The sequence below is a fragment of the Sulfurirhabdus autotrophica genome, from assembly GCF_004346685.1.
Lineage (GTDB): Bacteria > Pseudomonadota > Gammaproteobacteria > Burkholderiales > SMCO01 > Sulfurirhabdus > Sulfurirhabdus autotrophica.
The window spans coordinates 21,390-41,275 of the sequence record NZ_SMCO01000004.1 but is presented as its reverse complement, the minus strand read 5'-3'; the positions used below and the strand labels follow the sequence as shown (position 1 = coordinate 41,275).

General features: G+C 47.7%; 19 protein-coding genes. 7 read left to right on the top strand and 12 right to left on the bottom strand.

Features of this window, described 5'->3' with window-relative positions:
• Positions 1 to 4: 4 nt before the first annotated feature.
• Positions 5 to 1,048: a type IV pilus twitching motility protein PilT gene (locus tag EDC63_RS06475; RefSeq protein WP_124945720.1), complete on the bottom strand. Its 1,044-nt coding sequence runs from the start codon at positions 1,046 to 1,048 to the stop codon at positions 5 to 7.
• Positions 1,049 to 1,239: 191 nt separating this feature from the next.
• Between EDC63_RS06475 and EDC63_RS06470 the strand changes: the two genes are divergently transcribed.
• The 5 genes from EDC63_RS06470 (at position 1,240) to EDC63_RS06450 (ending at position 5,766) form a co-directional block, all read left to right on the top strand.
• Positions 1,240 to 1,929 (top strand): YggS family pyridoxal phosphate-dependent enzyme, encoded by a 690-nt coding sequence (locus EDC63_RS06470; RefSeq protein WP_124945719.1) that lies wholly within the window; start codon positions 1,240 to 1,242, stop codon positions 1,927 to 1,929.
• 88 nt (positions 1,930 to 2,017) lie between these two features.
• A complete protein-coding gene (proC, locus tag EDC63_RS06465; protein ID WP_124945718.1) occupies positions 2,018 to 2,830 on the top strand; it encodes a pyrroline-5-carboxylate reductase in 813 nt (270 codons plus the stop codon).
• Positions 2,831 to 2,877: 47 nt separating this feature from the next.
• Positions 2,878 to 3,453, top strand: coding sequence for a YggT family protein (locus EDC63_RS06460; protein ID WP_124945717.1), 576 nt, complete (start codon positions 2,878 to 2,880; stop codon positions 3,451 to 3,453).
• Between the two features lie 22 nt (positions 3,454 to 3,475).
• Positions 3,476 to 3,814 carry a DUF167 domain-containing protein gene (locus tag EDC63_RS06455; protein ID WP_306307881.1) on the top strand — a complete coding sequence of 113 codons (339 nt, stop codon included), beginning with the start codon at positions 3,476 to 3,478 and terminating at the stop codon, positions 3,812 to 3,814.
• Positions 3,811 to 5,766 (top strand): dynamin family protein, encoded by a 1,956-nt coding sequence (locus EDC63_RS06450; protein ID WP_124945716.1) that lies wholly within the window; start codon positions 3,811 to 3,813, stop codon positions 5,764 to 5,766. Before EDC63_RS06455 ends, EDC63_RS06450 begins: the two co-directional genes overlap by 4 nt.
• On the opposite strand, the gene rng is transcribed toward EDC63_RS06450, so the two are convergent.
• From rng to EDC63_RS06400, 10 genes are all read right to left on the bottom strand, one after another.
• Positions 5,758 to 7,209 (bottom strand): ribonuclease G, encoded by a 1,452-nt coding sequence (gene rng, locus EDC63_RS06445; RefSeq protein WP_124945715.1) that lies wholly within the window; start codon positions 7,207 to 7,209, stop codon positions 5,758 to 5,760. The genes EDC63_RS06450 and rng overlap by 9 nt on opposite strands.
• A gap of 81 nt (positions 7,210 to 7,290) precedes the next feature.
• Entirely contained in the window at positions 7,291 to 7,908 is a 618-nt protein-coding gene (locus EDC63_RS06440) for a Maf family protein (RefSeq protein ID WP_124945714.1), read from the bottom strand.
• Between the two features lie 15 nt (positions 7,909 to 7,923).
• Entirely contained in the window at positions 7,924 to 8,394 is a 471-nt protein-coding gene (gene rlmH, locus EDC63_RS06435; RefSeq protein WP_124945713.1) for a 23S rRNA (pseudouridine(1915)-N(3))-methyltransferase RlmH, read from the bottom strand.
• A gap of 7 nt (positions 8,395 to 8,401) precedes the next feature.
• On the bottom strand, positions 8,402 to 8,776 hold the full coding sequence (rsfS, locus tag EDC63_RS06430) for a ribosome silencing factor (RefSeq protein ID WP_124945712.1): 375 nt from the start codon (positions 8,774 to 8,776) through the stop codon (positions 8,402 to 8,404).
• 7 nt (positions 8,777 to 8,783) lie between these two features.
• Positions 8,784 to 9,446, bottom strand: coding sequence for a nicotinate-nucleotide adenylyltransferase (nadD, locus tag EDC63_RS06425; protein ID WP_124945711.1), 663 nt, complete (start codon positions 9,444 to 9,446; stop codon positions 8,784 to 8,786).
• A gap of 143 nt (positions 9,447 to 9,589) precedes the next feature.
• Positions 9,590 to 10,846 carry a glutamate-5-semialdehyde dehydrogenase gene (locus tag EDC63_RS06420; RefSeq protein WP_124945710.1) on the bottom strand — a complete coding sequence of 419 codons (1,257 nt, stop codon included), beginning with the start codon at positions 10,844 to 10,846 and terminating at the stop codon, positions 9,590 to 9,592.
• A gap of 72 nt (positions 10,847 to 10,918) precedes the next feature.
• The gene (gene holA, locus EDC63_RS06415; RefSeq protein WP_124945709.1) at positions 10,919 to 11,935 is read right to left on the bottom strand and encodes a DNA polymerase III subunit delta; all 1,017 of its coding nucleotides are present in this window, start codon (positions 11,933 to 11,935) and stop codon (positions 10,919 to 10,921) included.
• A 4-nt stretch (positions 11,936 to 11,939) separates the two neighbouring features.
• The gene (locus EDC63_RS06410) at positions 11,940 to 12,425 is read right to left on the bottom strand and encodes an LPS-assembly lipoprotein LptE (RefSeq protein ID WP_124945708.1); all 486 of its coding nucleotides are present in this window, start codon (positions 12,423 to 12,425) and stop codon (positions 11,940 to 11,942) included.
• 41 nt (positions 12,426 to 12,466) lie between these two features.
• Entirely contained in the window at positions 12,467 to 14,929 is a 2,463-nt protein-coding gene (gene leuS, locus EDC63_RS06405) for a leucine--tRNA ligase (protein WP_124945837.1), read from the bottom strand.
• Positions 14,930 to 15,116: 187 nt separating this feature from the next.
• Entirely contained in the window at positions 15,117 to 16,436 is a 1,320-nt protein-coding gene (locus EDC63_RS06400) for a lytic murein transglycosylase (protein ID WP_223248203.1), read from the bottom strand.
• A 425-nt stretch (positions 16,437 to 16,861) separates the two neighbouring features.
• Here EDC63_RS06400 and EDC63_RS06395 point away from each other — a divergent pair, with 425 nt between their 5' ends.
• Complete coding sequence (locus EDC63_RS06395) at positions 16,862 to 17,737, top strand: phosphoribulokinase (protein WP_124945706.1); 876 nt, start codon at positions 16,862 to 16,864, stop codon at positions 17,735 to 17,737.
• A gap of 342 nt (positions 17,738 to 18,079) precedes the next feature.
• Here EDC63_RS06395 and EDC63_RS06390 read toward each other — a convergent pair whose 3' ends face one another.
• On the bottom strand, positions 18,080 to 18,994 hold the full coding sequence (locus tag EDC63_RS06390) for a LysR family transcriptional regulator (protein ID WP_124945705.1): 915 nt from the start codon (positions 18,992 to 18,994) through the stop codon (positions 18,080 to 18,082).
• Between the two features lie 66 nt (positions 18,995 to 19,060).
• Here EDC63_RS06390 and dsrE2 point away from each other — a divergent pair, with 66 nt between their 5' ends.
• Entirely contained in the window at positions 19,061 to 19,747 is a 687-nt protein-coding gene (gene dsrE2 / locus EDC63_RS06385; RefSeq protein ID WP_442267840.1) for a sulfur carrier protein DsrE2, read from the top strand.
• Positions 19,748 to 19,886 lie beyond the last annotated feature (139 nt).

Below are 19,886 nucleotides of genomic sequence, written 5' to 3'. Positions count from 1 at the left end.
ATCGTTAACCGGCAAACGCATCTTTATTCATCGCTTTTGTCCGTGCTTCACCTACAGCAACTACATTGCGGCGTACCAATTCTGTCAGGTTCTGATCCAGCGTCTGCATTCCTACGTTCTGGCCTGTCTGTATGGACGAATACATCTGGGCGATTTTATTTTCGCGAATCAGGTTTCGAATAGCGGGGGTTCCAATCATGATTTCATGCGCGGCAATCCGACCGGTACCATCTTTGGTTTTAAGCAAGGTCTGTGAAATAACAGCACGCAAGCTCTCTGACAACATGGAACGAACCATTTCTTTTTCAGCGGCAGGGAAAACGTCAATAATACGATCCACCGTTTTTGCAGCAGAACTGGTGTGTAGCGTACCAAACACCAGGTGACCGGTTTCAGCTGCTGTCAGTGCCAGACGGATGGTTTCCAGATCACGCAACTCACCCACAAGAATAACGTCGGGATCTTCACGCAATGCGGAGCGAAGCGCGTTGTTGAAGCTCAGTGTATGGGGACCGACTTCACGCTGGTTGATCAGACACTTTTTGCTTTGGTGCACAAATTCGATCGGGTCTTCTACGGTAAGAATATGACCGAATTCTTTATCATTTACATAATCGATCATAGCCGCCAGGGTAGTGGATTTACCAGAACCCGTAGGGCCGGTTACCAGGACAATACCCCGAGGCTGATCGGAAATTTCCTTGAAAATAGTCGGGGCATTCAATTCTTCCAAGGATAATACTTTGGAAGGAATGGTACGAAATACAGCGCCTGCACCTCGATTTTGTACAAAGGCATTCACCCGGAAACGCGCAAGATTCGGGACTTCAAAAGAAAAATCTACTTCCAGATTTTCTTCGTAAAACTTCCGCTGACCATCATTCATGATGTCATAAACCATGCTATGTACGGCCTTGTGATCAAGCGCGGGTACGTTGATGCGTCGAACATCACCATGCACCCGGATCATGGGTGGCAGCCCGGCTGACAGATGAAGATCGGATGCCTTGTTCTTTACCGAGAAGGCGAGCAGTTCAGCAATTTCCATTTATAATCCCCTGATTACACTGTAACGAGATGCGTACAATCAAAATGCTTTCCAATCTCGCATTCACCTCACATTAATTAGGCAATCGCTCACAATCAATAAATATCCCATGAAGCACAGCTACAGCCTGATGATTGAGATAAAATCGACTATATAGCACACGACCTGTTTATTCGTTGCACAAGGGCATTATGACAATAATTTCTGATAACTTGCAAGCCGTAAAGAGTCGCCTCGCGCTAGCCGCAGCGAGTGCAGGGCGACCTTGTGAGGATATTTTGTTGCTTGCGGTAAGCAAAACCTGGCCGGCCCAGTCTGTACGCGAAGCAAATGCTGCAGGTCAAATCGCATTTGGCGAAAGCTATCTGCAAGAGGCGCTAGACAAGATCGCTGCGTTGCAGGACCTGCATTTGGAATGGCACTTTATCGGCCCCATCCAGAGTAATAAAACACGCCCAATTGCAGCCCATTTCGACTGGGTACATAGCGTGGATCGCCTGAAGGTAGCCGAGCGACTTTCCGAGGCCAGACCGACTGAATTGCCTCCACTCAATGTCACCCTGCAAGTGAACATCAGCAGAGAAACAACCAAAAGTGGCGCTTTACCCGAGGAAGTTACGGCGCTCGCACAAGCAGTACAATTACTCCCCAGGCTCAAATTGAGGGGGCTGATGGCCATCCCTAAAGCTTCTGAAGATTACGCAGAACAGCGTGCGCAGTTTAGAATGCTTAAAGTACTCATGTCGGAGCTTAATGAGATCGGCTTAAAGATGGATACGCTATCAATGGGTATGTCACATGATATGGAAGCCGCTATCGTTGAGGGTGCCACCATTGTGAGAGTAGGATCTGCCATTTTTGGTACACGTGAAAAATATTGACTTGCATAAGCTTAAATTAAACATATTTATTAGATATCAACATGTCGAAAGCACTGACAATAACTAGAAAACCCAGAAGGAACTAAACATGATTATCACTTTTATCGGCGGCGGCAATATGGCTAAAGCGCTTATCAGCGGGATGCTGCGAAAAGGTTTTGCTGCAGATTCGATACGTGTTGTTGATATTTCGGACGAAAACCGCCGGCAAATCATGCAGGAATACAACATCAAGACATTTACTGATCTCGCACCAGCCATAGAAGGCAGCGATATTGTTATTCTGGCAGTGAAACCACAGCAGTTACACGAAGTTGCCTCGCAACTTGCTCCGTCACTCAAAGAACAGTTAGTAATATCTATTGCTGCCGGTATCCGCAGCAACGACCTTTCACGCTGGTTAGGCGGTTTCAGTCTGGTAGTCCGGGTGATGCCCAATACACCTGCAATGGTGATGCACGGAGTATCTGGCATGTATGCCCTGCCTAGTGTCAGTGCAGAACAAAAACAAAAAGCGGAAGGGATTTTACAGGCAGTGGGTTCCACGTTATGGGTTGAAGACGAACACCATATGGACACCATCACCGCGATTTCGGGCAGTGGTCCTGCCTATGTATTTTATTTTATCGAAGCCCTTGAAGAGGCAGCTATTCAGCTAGGACTGGATGCGAAACAAGCCCGTCAGTTAAGTCTCGAAACCTTCTTCGGAGCCAGCCTGCTGGCCAGCAAAAGCGATGAGGACATTGCTACCTTACGCGCACGGGTCACATCCAAAGGTGGCACAACGGAACGCGCCTTGCACACTATGGAAGCCGCAACAGTCAAACGTCACATTATTGAAGCCATTCAATCCGCAGCGGAGCGGTCCCGAGAACTCGGCGACGAGCTTGGGAAAAAATAACATACGCCCCACATTAACTTAATGTTTATAAAGGAAAGTACCTAGCCATGCTAATTCAGGCCCTGCAATTTATCTTGGACACGATACTGGGCTTATTTATCTACGCCCTGTTATTGCGTTTTTATCTTCAATTAATGCGCGCCGCTTATAGCAACCCGATTTCGCAATTTATCGCGGCACTCACTGACTTTGTTGTCAAACCTGCCCGAAAAATCATCCCCGGGCTGTTTGGTGTCGATCTTTCCACGCTATTTTTAGCCTGGATTACTGCATTGCTGCTTACTGTCGGGATTTATTTTCTCAATGGTTATCCGTTTCTGCTCGCTAATCCATCCGCCTATCTTGGCTTCATTTTACTTGCTGCTGTCACCATTATTGAAAAAAGCCTTTATTTGCTGATTTTTGTTCAAATCATGCTTTTTGTCCTGAGCTTTGCCAATCCGCACAGCCCCTATATGTCTGTGATCAGCAGTTTGTCCCGCCCTTTCACGAAGATAGTACAAAAATTTATCCCTCCTATAGGCAATGTTGATCTTTCACCGATGGTGATTGTACTGGCTTGCCAGCTCATGCTCATGTTACCCGTCGCATTTCTAACTGGTTTGGCGAAAAGCTTGATCTAGACCGCTGCTGTGGTGATGATTTTTGATTAAAGAAATTGTTCTATCTGCCGATATGAGTGATTCATGGTTTCGTATTACAACAGATGCGCAAATTTTGACTTTGACATTGCATGTTCAACCCAATGCGCGGAAGACGGCTATCACTGGGTTACATGGTGATGCCCTGAAGATCAAGATTGCAGCAGCTGCCGTAGATGGACAGGCAAATGCCAGACTACTGGCATTTTTGGCAAAGGAATTTGAAGTTCCATTACGTCAAATCAAGCTAAAACAGGGAGAACACTCGCGGCACAAGGTAGTTGAAGTTCAAGGCTCAAGCATAAACCCCATAACCTTGCTCAGTGATGTACACAATCCATGACCACCCAACTAAAAGCGCAAATTGAACACTACCAGCACTGGCGTGAGGAACTGATACAAGCCATCACCGCCTATGCATCGTGGCTTGAAAAGTCCGGCAACCAGGACGCCAGCCAATCTCTGCGGTTATCCGAACTGCTGGAAAGCCTGAAGCACGACCATATGACCCTGGCTTTTGTTGCTGAATTCTCCCGTGGCAAGACTGAGCTGATTAACGCACTGTTTTTTTCAGACTTTAATCAGCGTCTTTTACCTTCTGACGTGGGCCGCACGACCATGTGCCCCACTGAAATTTTTTCTGAGCCGGGCCAGGCTCCGTATATTCGCTTGTTACCGATTGAGACGCGCGCCCGGGATGACAGTATTGGTGCACTTAAAAAACTATCTAAAGAATGGAACCGGATTAAACTCGACCTGAGTTCGCCGGATGAGATGCTTGCCGCAATGCAGCGGCTGACTGAAACCAAAATGGTCACCCCGGATGAAGCAAAAAAATTAGGGCTATGGAGCGATGATCCGGCCTTGATAAATATGATTGGCCATAACGGCAAGATTGAAGTCCCTTCCTGGCGCTATGCGCAAATCAATTATCCCCACCCCTTGCTTAATAGCGGGCTGGTCATTCTTGATACCCCAGGTTTAAATGCACTCGGTACCGAGCCGGAATTAACCCTTAATATCATTCCTAACGCCCATGCTGTGTTGTTTTTACTGGCAACCGATACGGGTGTGACGCAATCGGATATGGTTATCTGGCGTCAATTTGTTGAACCCCATGCACAACGCCGTGTTGCTGTATTAAATAAAATTGATACCGTATGGGATGATTTGAAATCACAAAAACAGATCGAAGACAGTATTCAACGGCAACTGGAAAAAACAGCCAGTCAGCTCAATCTGCCACCTGAAAGCGTGATTACGATTTCAGCGCAAAAAGCATTGTTAGCAAAAATTCGTAATGATGCTGTGTTGTTGGAAAAAAGTGGCATTGAAAAATTGGAAAGCCTGTTTGCAAATGATTTTATTCCCGGCAAACAGGTCATTGTATGCAACTCAGTACTTAAAGAAATCGGCGACATGGTCGCATCATCTCGTCAACAAATCGACAATCAGCTGCTTTCTTCCCGTCATGAGCTATCTGAACTGGTTTCCCTGACCGGAAAAAACCGTGGGGTCATTGAAATGCTTCGGGAAAAAATTCTTGAAGACAAAAAACAGTACGACTCTTCTGTAAAAAATTTCAACCTGACCAAGCAGGCTTTATCACAACAGGGCAGTGCAATGCTAGCCAACCTTGATCAGCAATGGCTTGAAGAAACGCTGGATAAAAGCCGCCTGTCTATTCAGGACAGGTGGACAACAACTGGCCTGATGCGCGGCATGCAATCTTTATTGGCACTACTCATGAGTCAGTTTGAAAGCACTCAGGAAGGCAGCATGCATATTCAACGCCTGCTTGACACAGCGTATACGCGTTTTTATAAAAAACATCAGCTTAAGCGGGTCAACCCACCCGCTTTAAATCTGGAAATGCATCATGCCAAGCTGACAGAGTTAATTCAGTCTACGTCAGATTTCTGTAATGACCCAGTCAACGTCATGACTGAAAAGCATTTTCTCATTAAGAAATTCTACCTGGCACTGGTGGGTCAGGCAGAAGATGTCTTTATTTTGGCGAGATATGATGCAGGCAACTGGTTAAAAAGCGCACTCAATCCTTTGTTTAGTGAAATTAAGGAATATAAAGTCCATTTACAAAAACGACTGGATAACGTCAAAAAAATTCATGAAAATGTGGACACTCTGAAACAGCGTATCAACGACCAGCAAAGTACTATCAGGCATTTGGAAGAACATGTCGCTTTTCTTGATGGCATCATGAAACAGTTTTCAAACCCGCAAGGGGAAACCCCCGACAAGGCAATTGAGCACAATACGGCCCTGCTACATTAATACCACATCATATTGTTCCTGGGTATATTGGCTTTCAACCTGCAGGGAAATGGGTTTGGCGATGAAATCACCCAACTGCGCCAGACTTTGTGACTCTTCCTCCAGGAACATATCTATCACATTTTGAGATGCCAATATCCGGTATTCCCGCGCATTAAATTGACGAGCCTCACGCACGATATCCCGCAGAATTTGATAACAGACGGTCTTTGCAGTTTTCACTTCGCCGCGTCCCTGGCAAGTAGGGCAGGGTTCACACAGAATATGGGCAAGACTTTCGCGCGTTCGTTTGCGCGTCATTTCTACCAGTCCTAGTGCAGTAAAGCCGTTGATAGTCATGCGGGTTCGGTCACGTGACAGCCCTTTTTTGAACTCCGCCAATACAGCTTCGCGGTGCTCTTCATTATCCATATCAATAAAATCCACGATAATGATACCGCCCAGATTTCGCAATCGTAGTTGGCGCGCAATCACCTGAGAGGCTTCCAGATTGGTTTTGAAAATTGTATCATCAAAACTGCGTACTCCGACAAAGCCCCCGGTATTTACATCAATCGTTGTTAGCGCTTCGGTTTGATCAATAATCAAATAGCCACCGGATTTCAGTTCTACCTTGCGCGAGAGCGCTTTTTCAATCTCATCTTCGATGACGTATAAATCAAACAAAGGCCTTTCACCGGAATAATGCTCCAGCTTGGGTAATACGTTACTGGTATAGGCCTGGGCGAAAGACTGCATTTTCAGATAGGTTTCACGTGAATCAACCAAAAGCCGATCCGTTTGCTCATTCACAAAGTCGCGCAATACTCGCAATGCCAGATTGAGATCCTGATACAACAAGGTTTTTTGCGGGGCAGTTTTCGACTTTTCTGCAATATCATTCCATAACTTTCGCAAGTACTCTATATCAGCCAGCAGTTCATTATTTTCTGCCGTTTCTGCCATGGTCCTGATGATAAATCCACCATGTTCCTCCGGTGGCATCAACTGCTGCAATTTCTCGCGCAAGATAACGCGTTCAGCTTCATCTTCTATTCGCTGAGAAATACCGATGTGCGTTTCCTGGGGCAAATACACCAGAAACCGCCCGGCAAAACTGATTTGGGTAGATAAGCGGGCACCTTTGGTGCCAATCGGGTCCTTGATTACCTGTACCAACAGAGACTGACCTTCAAACAATAGCTTTTCAATCGGCTTTTGTTCTTCATCCGTTCTCTGTGCCCAGATATCTGCCACATGCAGAAATGCAGCGCGCTCCAGCCCTATCTCTATAAAAGCCGATTGCATACCGGGCAATACCCGGCAAACCCGGCCCTGATAAATGTTACCCACTAGCCCACGTGCAGAGCTGCGTTCAATATGGAGCTCTTGCACTACGCCAAATTGCATTACAGCAACACGTGTTTCCTGTGGGGTAACGTTAATTAAGATTTCGTCGCTCATATTCCTGGATTCGCTAATTGAACGGGCTGTCGTGTGTCTGGATTATTTTGATCTATCTAATTGAAAGATACCTTGCCGTATCTAAGACAACACATTGCCCTCATATTTTTTTAATAATTGTACAGTTTCATAAAGCGGAAGCCCCATTACACCAGAATAACTGCCTTCAATGCGTGTAATAAACGCTGCCGCAATCCCCTGTATGGCGTATCCACCCGCTTTATCCAGTGGCTCCCCTGTCATGATGTAATGTTTTATTTCAGACTCACTTAACACTGCAAAAGTAACGGTTGAGGTTGAAAGCAACATTTCCACTTTCTCATCAAAAGCCACCGCTACGCAAGTCAGCACTTGATGAGTTTTACCCGAAAGCTTTTTCAACATCGATTCTGCATGCTCGCGGCTATCCGGTTTACCTAAAATCTCTCCTTCGAGGCTAACCATCGTATCCGCCGCCAGCACCACCCGCTTTGGCAAATGTCGTCCTAGTACAGCCTTCCAGCCTGCCTCTGCCTTATTCTGTGCAATGCGCTGGACATAGGTTTCCGGCGATTCCCCTTTCTCTGGGGTTTCATCTACGCCATTACGGCCATGCTCTGTTCTGAGAAGCAATACTTCGTATTTTACATGGATCTGCTGCAGCAACTCTCTGCGGCGCGGACTGGCAGAGGCCAGGTAAATACTCAGATTATTGATCACGCTTTTTTCTCATTATTATTCTCGATGATACGGATGATTCTGAATGATCGAGATCGCCCGATACAACTGCTCCGCCAAAATCACACGCACAAGCCCATGGGGCAGCACCATCGCTGACAGAGACATCAGTAAATCGCCGCTGCGCCGCATATCTTCGTGTAATCCATCTGCACCGCCAATAACAAATGCCACATCACGCCCTGAACGCATCCATTCAGTCATTGCGCTCGCTAATTGCGGTGTTGGCATGCCTTTACCCCGTTCGTCCAGCACTACTTTCATTGCCTGGGGGGGGATGGCGGCCAACAATCGGTCACGTTCTGCTTCCATGATTTGCTGAGTAGATTTTCCGCTGCCGCGTTTCTCCGGCTTAATTTCAACCAGCTCTATTCTGGCCTCGCGGGGCATGCGCTTCGTATACTCTTCAAAACCGGCCACCACCCAGCCTGGCATTTTGTTACCAACAGCAAAAATCCAGAGCTTCATCTATGTATTACTTGGGTGTCACAGTTCCTTCCGTACCTTCTGCTTTTTTACGGCGATCCTCTGCGGCACCCCACAATTGTTCGAGGTTATAGTATTCACGGGTAACCGGTATCATGATATGAACCACGACATCGCCCAGATCAACCAGCACCCATTCCCCACTGTCCTGACCTTCCACGCCCAAGACCGTAGCGCCACGCTCTTTTAATTTCACGATTACATTGTTGGCTAGCGCCTTGGTCTGGCGGTTTGAGTCACCCGTAGCGATAATCATGGCTTCACACATGGAAGTCAGTTTTTTGACGTCCAGTACAGTAATATCCTTTGCCTTGATGTCTTCCAGTGCCGCAACAACGGCTTGTTGCATTTCGTTTGTATCCATTTTGCCTCTACATATATAAGTTATTGGTTTGAATATAATCGAGAACTGCATCGGGTAGCAAATAACGGGGACTTTGTCCCCTTTGCAAACTGTTCCGTATGCTGGTTGCAGAAATATCCAGTGGGGTAATAGGTTGGGTGTAGATGTGACCACTTGGCAATGTATACAAAGCATTCACTTCTGTCCGCTGACGTGAAATCACCTCTTTTTGTAACGCATCAGGCATATTGTCTGCCCATGAAATCTGGGGAAATCCGGGACGGTGTGCTACCACAACATGGGCTAACGCAAATAATGCCTGCCAGTTATGCCAGGATGGCAAACCAAGAAACTGGTCTGCACCCATTAATAAACACAACGGTTGCTCCGGCCCCATCTCATGGCGCAATTCACCCAATGTATCAACAGTATAACAGAGACCATCTTTTCGTACTTCACGCTCATCCAGAACGAACCGCGAATTTGCTTCAATCGCCAGTTGCACCATTTCCAAACGCTGAGAGGATGAAACCGCAGGTTCAGCACGGTGAGGAGGGCGGCCCGCCGGAATAAACCGCACCTCTTTTAAAGCCAGCTCAGTCAGCAGTTCCTGCGCAAGCCGCAAATGCCCAAAGTGGACAGGGTCAAAAGTGCCGCCAAAAATACCTATCGGGGCTAACAACGTGCTCATCGGCTAAACACATGCAAACAAAACACCCCTGATCGCGAACAATCTTTGCACGGCACAAACCGTATCTTCGGGATTTCACGACCAGATTGATCATTCGATAGCTCGATGTTGTTGAATACGCCTGTATCACCCAGGTTCAACTGCTAGCCTCGAACATGACCTTCACCCAGCACAATGTATTTCTGCGAAGTAAGTCCTTCCAGACCTACCGGGCCGCGTGCGTGAATCTTGTCCGTGGAAATACCAATCTCGGCACCTAATCCGTATTCAAAACCATCCGCAAAGCGTGTGGACGCGTTCACCATCACTGAACTGGAATCCACTTCCCGTAAAAAACGACGGGCACGACTGTAGTCTTCTGTCACGATGGATTCCGTATGCTGTGAACTATACGTATTGATATGATCGATTGCAGCATCCATATCCTTTACCACGCGGATCGACAGAATCGGTGCCAAATATTCGGTGGTCCAGTCCTCCTCGGTTGCTGCCAACATCTGCGGTACGATTGCGCGGGATGCCTCACAGCCACGTAGTTCAACGCCTTTATCCTGATAAATTTTGCACAGCGGTGGCAGTACTGATTGCGCCACGCCTTCAGCTACCAGCAAAGTTTCCATCGTGTTGCAAGTACCATATCGAGAAGTTTTGGCATTATCGGCAATCTTGATCGCCTTTTCCTGATCGGCTTTATCATCAATATACACGTGGCACACACCATGCAAATGCTTGATAACCGGGATACGCGCTTCATTGATTAAACGCTCGATCAGCCCCTTGCCACCACGTGGCACAATCACGTCAACAAATTCCCGCATGGTAATCAACTCACCAACGGCAGCACGATCGGTGGTTTCAATCACCTGAACGGAGTTTTCTGGCAACCCGGCGGCTTTCAAACCTTCTCTCACGCACGCTGCAATTGCCTGATTAGAGTGCATCGCCTCGGATCCGCCACGCAGAATAGCGGCATTGCCTGATTTCAGGCATAACCCGGCAGCATCTGCCGTTACATTAGGACGGGCTTCGTAGATAATTCCAACCACGCCCAATGGCACACGCATACGCCCAACCTGAATACCGGATGGCCGGAAATTAAGATCGGTAATTTCTCCTACCGGGTCCGGTAATGCAGCAATTTGGAGCAACCCTTCTGCCATGGAAACAATCCCTTTTTCTGTCAGGGACAAACGGTCCAGCATGGCGCTATCCAGTCCGGCCGTTTTTGCTGCAGCCATATCTATTGCGTTTGCTTCCAACAGTTTGGCAGCGTCACGCTGAATGGCATGTGCCATAGCGGTCAAAGCGGTGTTCTTGGCATTGGTGTCTGACTTTGCCATTTCACGCGATGCTGCCCGAGCCTGACGGCCCACTTGCTGCATATAGACTTTCACATCCATCTTGCTTACCTCTTAAAAACTTTTTCAATTGCAAATATACACGAATTGCTTAAATAACCACTTGAATCATCACTATTTTTTCTGCATTGGCGCAGTGAGCAATAACCCCAGTTGTAAAATTTCGTCCCAGACATCGCCGGAACGCAGACCCTTTATCAATTTATCCAGCGCTGCAGCTTGCTGCAATGCCAGCTTGAGGGTGGGCTCTGCCACTCGCATTAATGCTTTTTCTACCAACGGCTGACGGGATTCCCAGATCCTGGCGGATCGCATCAACTGGTTCAGCGCCGCGCCCTTGCGTTGCCCTTGCTTGATTTTCATCAGGGCCCGGATTTCATTGCTCAGTACCCACAATATGAGTGTTGGCGCTTCACCCTCTCCTTGCAGTCCTTCTACCATTTTAGCAAATCGGATGGTATCACCCATCAACATGGTGTCACCCAGTTTGAAAACGTCGTAACGAGACACATCCAGTACCGCATTTTTGACTTCTTCAAAAGATAATCTGCCTTGTGGCAACAGCAATGATAGTTTCTGGATTTCCTGCTTTGCTGCGGTTAAATTGCCTTCAACACTATCCGCCAGAAATTCAAGGGTTTCTTTATCCGCCTGCTGGCCTTGATTAGAGAGGCGTTGCTGAATCCACTGGGGCAGACGGTTTCGTTCTACTGGATATACCGCCACCACAACCCCGGCGCTTTCCAGCGATTTGAACCATTGGGAATTTTGCGTTTGCCGTTCAAGTTTGGGCAACGTCACCAGTGTGACCGTATCCTGAGGCAGCGACCCGCAATATTGCTGAATAACCTTGCCGCCTTCTATGCCCGGCTTTCCGCTGGGGATGCGCACATCCAGCAGCCGCTGATCCCCAAACAGCGAAAAACTGTTCCCTGAAAAAAGCAGGTTTTCCCAGCTGAATCCGGCTTCAACGGTAAAGATTTCCCTTCCCGCATAACCCGATTTTTTGGCGGCTGCCCGTATCCAGTCAGCCGCTTCTAATGCCAGCAATGGCTCATCGCCATGCACGACATACAGCGGCGCCAACTTTCCCTGCAAATGCTGAGCGAGTTGTTCTGGCCGCACATTCATATTGTTACTGGTTCAACTTGGGCACTTGCAACCGTCGGAACAGCTGCTGGACCGCATCAGACTGCATATCACGATAAAGCAAAGCTTCTTCCGATTCCTTGGCAAGTAACTGCGTATCATCATAGGAAACTTCCCTTTTCAGCGAAATTTCACCTTGGGGTCTCAAATCTTTTCCCTTTCCATCATGCACTCGGTAAGCAATATTATAAAGTAACTTATATTCCCGTACCCGACCGCCACCGCTCAAGGTCAGAATAACTTTCTGCCTGGTTTCACCCACGATTTGCACTATGCCTTGTGCTTCGGAAGGATTATCGACGAGTTTTGTTGCACTACCTGATCTGACCGCACGTTTCAGTTCATTAACAAACGGAGAATCACGGTTTCCATCAATATAGAGCGTTTCAAAAGGCAAAGTTGCCTGGCCGCGCAAATGGAATCCACAAGATGCCAGCATCAGACTCAGTACTGCAACAAATAAAATACGCACTCACAGCTCCCTAACAGTTTGTAATAAGGGGTTCAAAACCACTATACAACAATATTAACCAAACGCCCCGGCACAACTACCACTTTCTTGGGTGGCTGCCCATCCAGAAATTTCTGCACAGCAGCATTAGCCAACGCCAGGCGTTCAATTTCCGCCTTATCCGTGTCTTTGGCAACGCGCATATTGCCACGCAACTTGCCATTCACCTGCAACACCAGTTCTATCTCATCCTGCACCAGGGCAGTTTCATCCACTTTTGGCCAGCCTGCATCCAGCAAATTCACGTTCGGCTTAAGTACCGCCCAGAGAGCATGACCAATATGGGGCACGATAGGAGAAAGCATTTGCACCGCTTTTTCCAACGCCTCCTGCCTGACACTCCTTCCTGCAGGGGTAGAATCATCCATCTTGCCTAGCGCATTCATCAGTTCCATGATGGCAGCAATTACCGTATTAAATGTCTGGCGCCGTCCGTAATCATCCGTTACTTTCTGAATGGTTTGATGTAACTGGAAACGCAACGCCTTCCATTCAACGCTCAACTCACCCCCTGCGTACGCAGGCACAACGCCTTGAGCAACATGTTCCTGCACCGCTTTCCACAGCCGTTTCAGGAAACGGAACGCACCTTCCACACCGGCATCCGACCATTCCAGACTCTGCTCAGGCGGGGCGGCAAACATCATGAACAAACGCGCAGTATCGGCACCATATTGATCAATCAAACCCTGCGGGTCAACCGTATTGCCTTTGGATTTGGACATTTTGGAACCGTCTTTCAGCACCATACCCTGGGTAAGCAAGTTGTTAAATGGCTCGCTGGACGTGACCAGACCCGCGTCCCGCATTAATTTATGGAAAAAACGCGCATATAATAGATGCAAAATGGCATGTTCTATCCCACCAATATACTGGTCAACAGGCAACCAGTAATTGGCCCGTTCATCCAGCATGGCATTGCCGCTATCATGGCTGGCAAAGCGGGCGTAATACCAGGAAGACTCGACAAAGGTGTCCATGGTGTCGGTCTCGCGTTTTGCTTCGCCACCGCATTTAGGGCAAGTGGTTTGGTAAAACTCGGGCATTTTTTTGATAGGTGAACCGATATCGATTTTCACATCTTCCGGCAACACCACGGGTAAATCGGTTTCCGGCACGGGCACATCGCCACAACTTGCACAGTGAATAATCGGTATCGGGCAACCCCAGTAGCGTTGACGGGAAATTCCCCAGTCACGCAAACGGAACTGGGTGCGCTTGCTACCCAGTGATTTGGCTTCCAGATCCCCGGCAATGGCATCAAATGCCGACTGAAAATCCAATCCGTCATATTTCCCGGAATTCACGCAAACGCCGTGTTCAGCGTAGGCATCCACCCACTCGCCGTTAACATCAATGGTTTCATAACCACCAGATTTTGAAGTAATAACGGTTTTGAGCGGCAAACTGTATTTACGGGCAAATGCAAAATCCCGCTCATCATGGGCTGGCACAGCCATGACAGCACCCTCGCCGTAACCCATCAGTACATAATTGGCCACCCACACCGGCAGTTTTTCACCATTTAAGGGGTGCAAAACGAACTGCCCAGTTGGCATGCCCTTTTTTTCCATGGTGGCGAGATCAGCCTCGGCCACACCGCCATGCTTGCATTCAGCAATAAAGGCAGCAAGCTCGGCATTATCTTTAGCGGCTTCCATCGCCAGTGGGTGCTCACCGGCAACTGCCACATAGGTTGCGCCCATCAGCGTATCTGGACGAGTGGTATAAACCTTGAGCACACCTTCACCCGTTGCATACGGAAAATGCACTTCGCAACCAAAGCTCTTGCCAATCCAGTTGCGCTGCATGGTCTTCACCTGATCGGGCCATCCCGTCAGGTTATCCAGTTCCGCCAGCAATTCTTCGGCGTAGGCGGTAATCCGCATAAAGTACATGGGGATATCGCGCTTTTCCACCAACGCACCACTGCGCCACCCACGACCATCAATCACTTGCTCGTTGGCAAGCACCGTCATATCTACCGGGTCCCAGTTTACCTGGGCAGTTTTCTTATAGATCAGGCCTTTTTCGAACAGTTTGGTAAACAGCCACTGTTCCCAGCGGTAATATTTTGGCTGGCAAGTAGCAAACTCCCGATCCCAGTCAATCGCCAAACCAAGCGATTTTAGTTGTCCGCGCATGTAATCAATATTGGAATACGTCCACGCTGCAGGCGCTACTTTATTTTGTATGGCCGCATTTTCTGCAGGTAATCCGAAAGCATCCCACCCCATTGGCTGTAAAACGTTATAGCCCTGCATGCGGTGGAAACGAGAAAGCACATCCCCAATCGTATAATTGCGCACATGCCCCATATGGAGTTTGCCGGAAGGGTAGGGGAACATGGACAGACAATAGTATTTAGGCTTGTCTGAAGCCTCGTTTGCCTTGAATGCCTGGGTAGACTCCCAGTATTGCTGGGCATCCTTTTCAACCTGTTCGGGATGGTATTGCATATCCATGTCTTGCATGACTCAAAATCCGTGATTACCTTGAAAAACCAGCATTATACAGCAAGGAGGCTTTACCCGGATATCTCATCAATTCGAGGCTCAGCGTTCACAAGAAAGGGACATTGACGGCAGGCTTACGCTGCATACTGATTAGCAGGCAGAGAAGCATTTTGCTTTCCCTGCCTTAGCGAATGGGCTACTTACTCGCGGCAGCCGCCATCACTGCGTTATACGCTGAAGAACCGACATAACCATCGGCATCGAGATGCTTGGCACGCTGAAAATCCCGCAATGCGCGGCGAGTATTGGGTCCGGCCAAACCGTCTGGCTGGCCCGAATTATATCCCAGCACATTAAGCGCAACCTGCAATTCGCGGGTTTGAGAGGTGGTCAACGGCACGTTATCCTTCGGCCAGGCGCCAGTAATAGTTGCGCCACCGGCAATCCCTTCGGCCAGATACGCAACACCGAGCGCATATGATGTGGAATTATTATAGCGTTTGATCACCCTGAAATTCGGGAAAGTTAAAAATCCTGGGCCACCCCTCCCTGCAGGTAGTTCCAGCCTTGCAGCTCGTTCAAGGTCTTCAGCGCTCCAGGCTTCACCGCCAGCACGACGAAGCCCGCGCGCCGCCCATTCGCTGACCAGATAACTGCGCTCCGGATCCCACTGGTCCAGTTTAAATGTGTCGGGGACAACCACTTCCTGCACTACCGGAGCACCTGACTGCCACCCTGCCTGCTTGAGCAAATTAGCTGCAGAAGCCAAAGCATCAAACTCATCAGTCCAGATATTGCGGCGACCATCACCATCCCAGTCAGCGGACCACTCAAGATAAGCAGTCGGGATAAATTGAGTCTGGCCCATTGCTCCGGCCCACGAGCCGGTAAGTTGATCTCGTGTTGCAAAGCCGCGATCAATCATTTGCGCTGCAGCAATTAGCTGGCTTTCTGCCCACTCGCGACGACGGCCTTCCCACGCCAGGGTTGCCAGAGATCGAATAATGTCATTATTGCCGGTAATCGTACCGTAGGAACTTTCCAGCCCCCATACGGCAAGCAAAATTTCAGCGCGTACGCCATAGCGTGCAGCTATCGCATTAATTGTTTTACGACGGGATGCATAGGCCTCCCTTCCGTTGAATATCCGCAAATCTGATGCCGCACTCTCAAGATAGGACCAGATCGGACGTACAAATTCCGGCTGGCTTTGATCACGCTCAATAATCCGCTCATCGGGCTCAAGCCCATCAAGCATGGAGGCTATCGTCTCAGGCTTTGCACCCGCATTGCTCAACCGAATGCGAAAACCGGCAAGCCAGTCAGAAAATAGCATCCCCTCCTGCTTCGCCACTGCCTGATCCACGTCCTTTAAACCACAATTGGGACATGGCTCAGCCTTCTGTGGCTGACTTTGTTCGGGGGAAGCTTTCACCGCTTGCCCATTTGCTGCACAGCCGAAGATTGTCATCGAAACTAAAAATGCGGCTGCTTTTGCAGCTATTTTCTTATTCATTTTTCTCATCCAACCTTATCCTCAAAAAAACCGATCGACCAACAAGGGCTTGCTCCAACTTCTCAAACCAGATGCGGGGCGCCGTTTTTACCTTCTTTGTTCTCAACACTACCAAAAGATGTAATCATTCGCTAAAACAGACAACTATTATAACCGCTATTATCCACATGCACGTTTGCCTGCGACTTGCGGCACATAGTCTGGCCTGGTCTGCAAATTACAGCCGACAAACATTCCGGGCTTTATTCACAGATTATTGCAAAATGATGTTTTCAAACCAATTGCCCCAAAATTTGATCCCCTTCAATCTGTTGCCGATAGTTTCTCAAGCCACCCGCTGCGATTCCGTGCCACCTAGTGACAAAAGCAGCGCTAAGAAGCTATACTGACTCATTTTTATCATTTAAAAGCTGTAGGAGAGCCTGATGTCCAAGAAGCATCCTGTTATCGCTGTGACCGGTTCATCCGGCGCCGGTACTACCACGGTAAAACGTGCTTTCGAGCATATTTTCCGCCGTGAAAATCTGAACCCTGCCATTGTCGAAGGTGATAGCTTTCACAGCTTGGATCGCACCGCATTCAAAGAAGCGGTAGCCAAGGCTGAAAAAGCCAAAACCCGCGCACCTAGTCACTTTGGGCCAGAAGCCAACCACTTCGACAAAATTGAAGAGTTGTTCAAAACCTATGGTGAAACCGGTTCGGGCAAGCGTCGCTTCTACCTGCACAATGACGAAGAGGCTGCTCCATACAAGCAGGCTGCTGGTACTTTTACCCCTTGGAAAGCGATTCCCAAAGGAAGCGACCTGCTGTTTTATGAAGGTTTGCATGGCGGCGTTGTAAATGGCAAGGTTGACGTATCCAAGTATGCGGATTTGCTGATTGGCGTTGTGCCTATTGTGAATCTGGAGTGGATCCAGAAAATTCATCGCGATTGCGCTGAGCGTGGTTACTCCGCTGAAGCTGTCACTGACACGATTTTGCGCCGTATGCACGACTATGTGCACTACATCACACCGCAATTTTCTCGCAGCCATGTTAACTTCCAGCGCGTGCCAACGGTTGATACATCAAACCCGTTTATCGCTCGTGATATCCCCACACCGGATGAGAGCTTCATCGTTATCCGCTTCAAGGATGCCAAGAAAGTGGATTTCCCTTACATGCTTAACATGATTAACGGTTCTTTCATGTCCCGTCCTAACACCATCGTCGTGCCTGGCGCGAAAATGGGCTTTGCGATGGAAGTGATTCTGACACCGCTGATTCATGAAATGATTTTGAACAAGAAAAAAGCGAAATAACGGGTTCCTCCGTATTTTCAGACCGGCATAGTGAAGCAGTTGCTTTACTTGCCGGTTTTTTTATTCTGCTAACTCTATAACAATTGATTTTACTCTTCCGCTAATTTGCGTCTTATCAAAGCCGAATTTTTTCCAACTGTACACGCAAGTGACTTCCTGGACTTACCGAAAATCTTCACGATCATTTTACTTGCGCAGCATTACCATTCGACCGTTCCGTGCTTAGCCCCTGACCTTCGCTTACAGTGGAGTAAAACTGATTCAAATTTATACCTGACGTTAAAGAATTCATAAAGTGATAATTGGTTAGTGCTTCACCCAATTTTTGGGGATATTTTCCCTTTAAGGTAAATCCCAATATGGCGTTTCGCCAAATGATTCGCACAGCAGATCAATAAATACCCTTACTTTTTGCGACAAATGTCGCCTACTAGGATAAACCGCCTGTATGTTGACTGAAGGGTGTGTGTATTCAGGTAATAATACCTGCAAGTTTCCTGCTTTTATGTCTTCCCATACATCCCAGACAGGGCGCAATGCAATTCCTGCATCGGCATAAATAGCTGCTCTTAAAGCATCACAATTATTCGTTTCAAAATTACCGGTTACTTTTACACTGTGGGGTTTACCGTTTGAGTTGATGAATTGCCATTGATCTAAAGGAGTTGGATTGGCAAATAACAGCACATTATGATTAATAAGATCATCAGGTGTTTGGGGGCTGCCGAATTTTTTAAGATAAGAAGGTGTCGCAACTACTTTTCTTCGATCTATTCCAAGATGCCTTGCTACTAAATTAGAATCTTTCATGTCGCCAATACGGACAGCAACATCGTATCCTTCTTCAATAATATCAACTTTAGTGTCCGATAAATGAAGTGATAAACGCAAATCCGGGTAACGCCTTAAAAACTCGGGAACCAGAGTGGCAATATGCAAACGTCCAAATGCAGCTGGGACGGTGACACGTAAAGTGCCTTTAGGTTGGCTATGCCCGCTGGTAATGAGCGTTTCTGCTTCATCAAGCTCGGCCAGTACTCGCACACAATAGTCATGATAGCGAATTCCTTCTTCCGTTATGCACAGTTTTCTAGTCGAGCGATTGAGTAAACGAACGCCCAACTGTTCTTCAAGGCGTTGCAACCGCTTACTGACAACCGCGCTTGAAAATCCCAACTCTCGTCCAGCGGCAGACAAACTTCCGGCTTTTATAACGGCGACAAAAATAACCAAGTCAGTGATGTTTTCAACCAGCATATTGTTAACTAAATAGAGAAAGTGAATCAATTATATAAGCAATTATCAAATTAACGCGAATAGTAGATGATGATGTTTCTGCCAATTAGGATTTTGGTTGTGGCGCAATTTAATATGAAAGGGGCAAATATTATGAATAGGACATCATTAGCTATTGTGAGCGAATCCGATCAGTTGGAACGGGATAGATTTAACCAGTGGTTTAAGGAGGAATTTGAAAAGGAAAGCAATATTCGTGCAGAGGCTAAAACCAATACCATGGCGTTGATTGCAACCAAAGGTACATTGGATTGGGCATACCCACCTTTTATCTTGGCCTCCACGGCATCAGCACTCGGGTGGGAAGTGTCTATCTTTTTTAGTTTCTATGGCTTGGAGTTATTGAAAAAAGACTTGCAGCTAGGTGTGTCGCCACTGGGGAATCCAGCCATGCCCATGAAAATGCCCATTGGACCAGAATGGTTTCGTGGTATTGACTGGAAAATTCCGAATATAGTGATGGGCAATATTCCAGGATTTGAGTTGATGGCCAAATCGATGTTTAACAGTACCTTAAAGCAGAAGGGTGTTGCGAGTATTGAAGAGCTACGTTCTGCCTGCATTGAAGCTGAAGTTAAATTGGTTGCGTGCCAGATGACGGTGGATTTATTCGGATATAGCAAAACGGACTTTGTGCCGGAAGTCGCTGAATGGGTTGGAGCAGCGAGCTTCCTTCCATTGGCTGCCAAAGCGGATGTATGTTTATACATTTAATGCCATTTTGGAACTGGCCCACAACCGGCAAATGACTCGAATCGTTGGATAACCTGACCAACGATGAGGGTCTCTTCAGGATCTATATCCCCATTTACTGTAAACACCCTGAACCACTCTCAAATCATCATGCACCAAC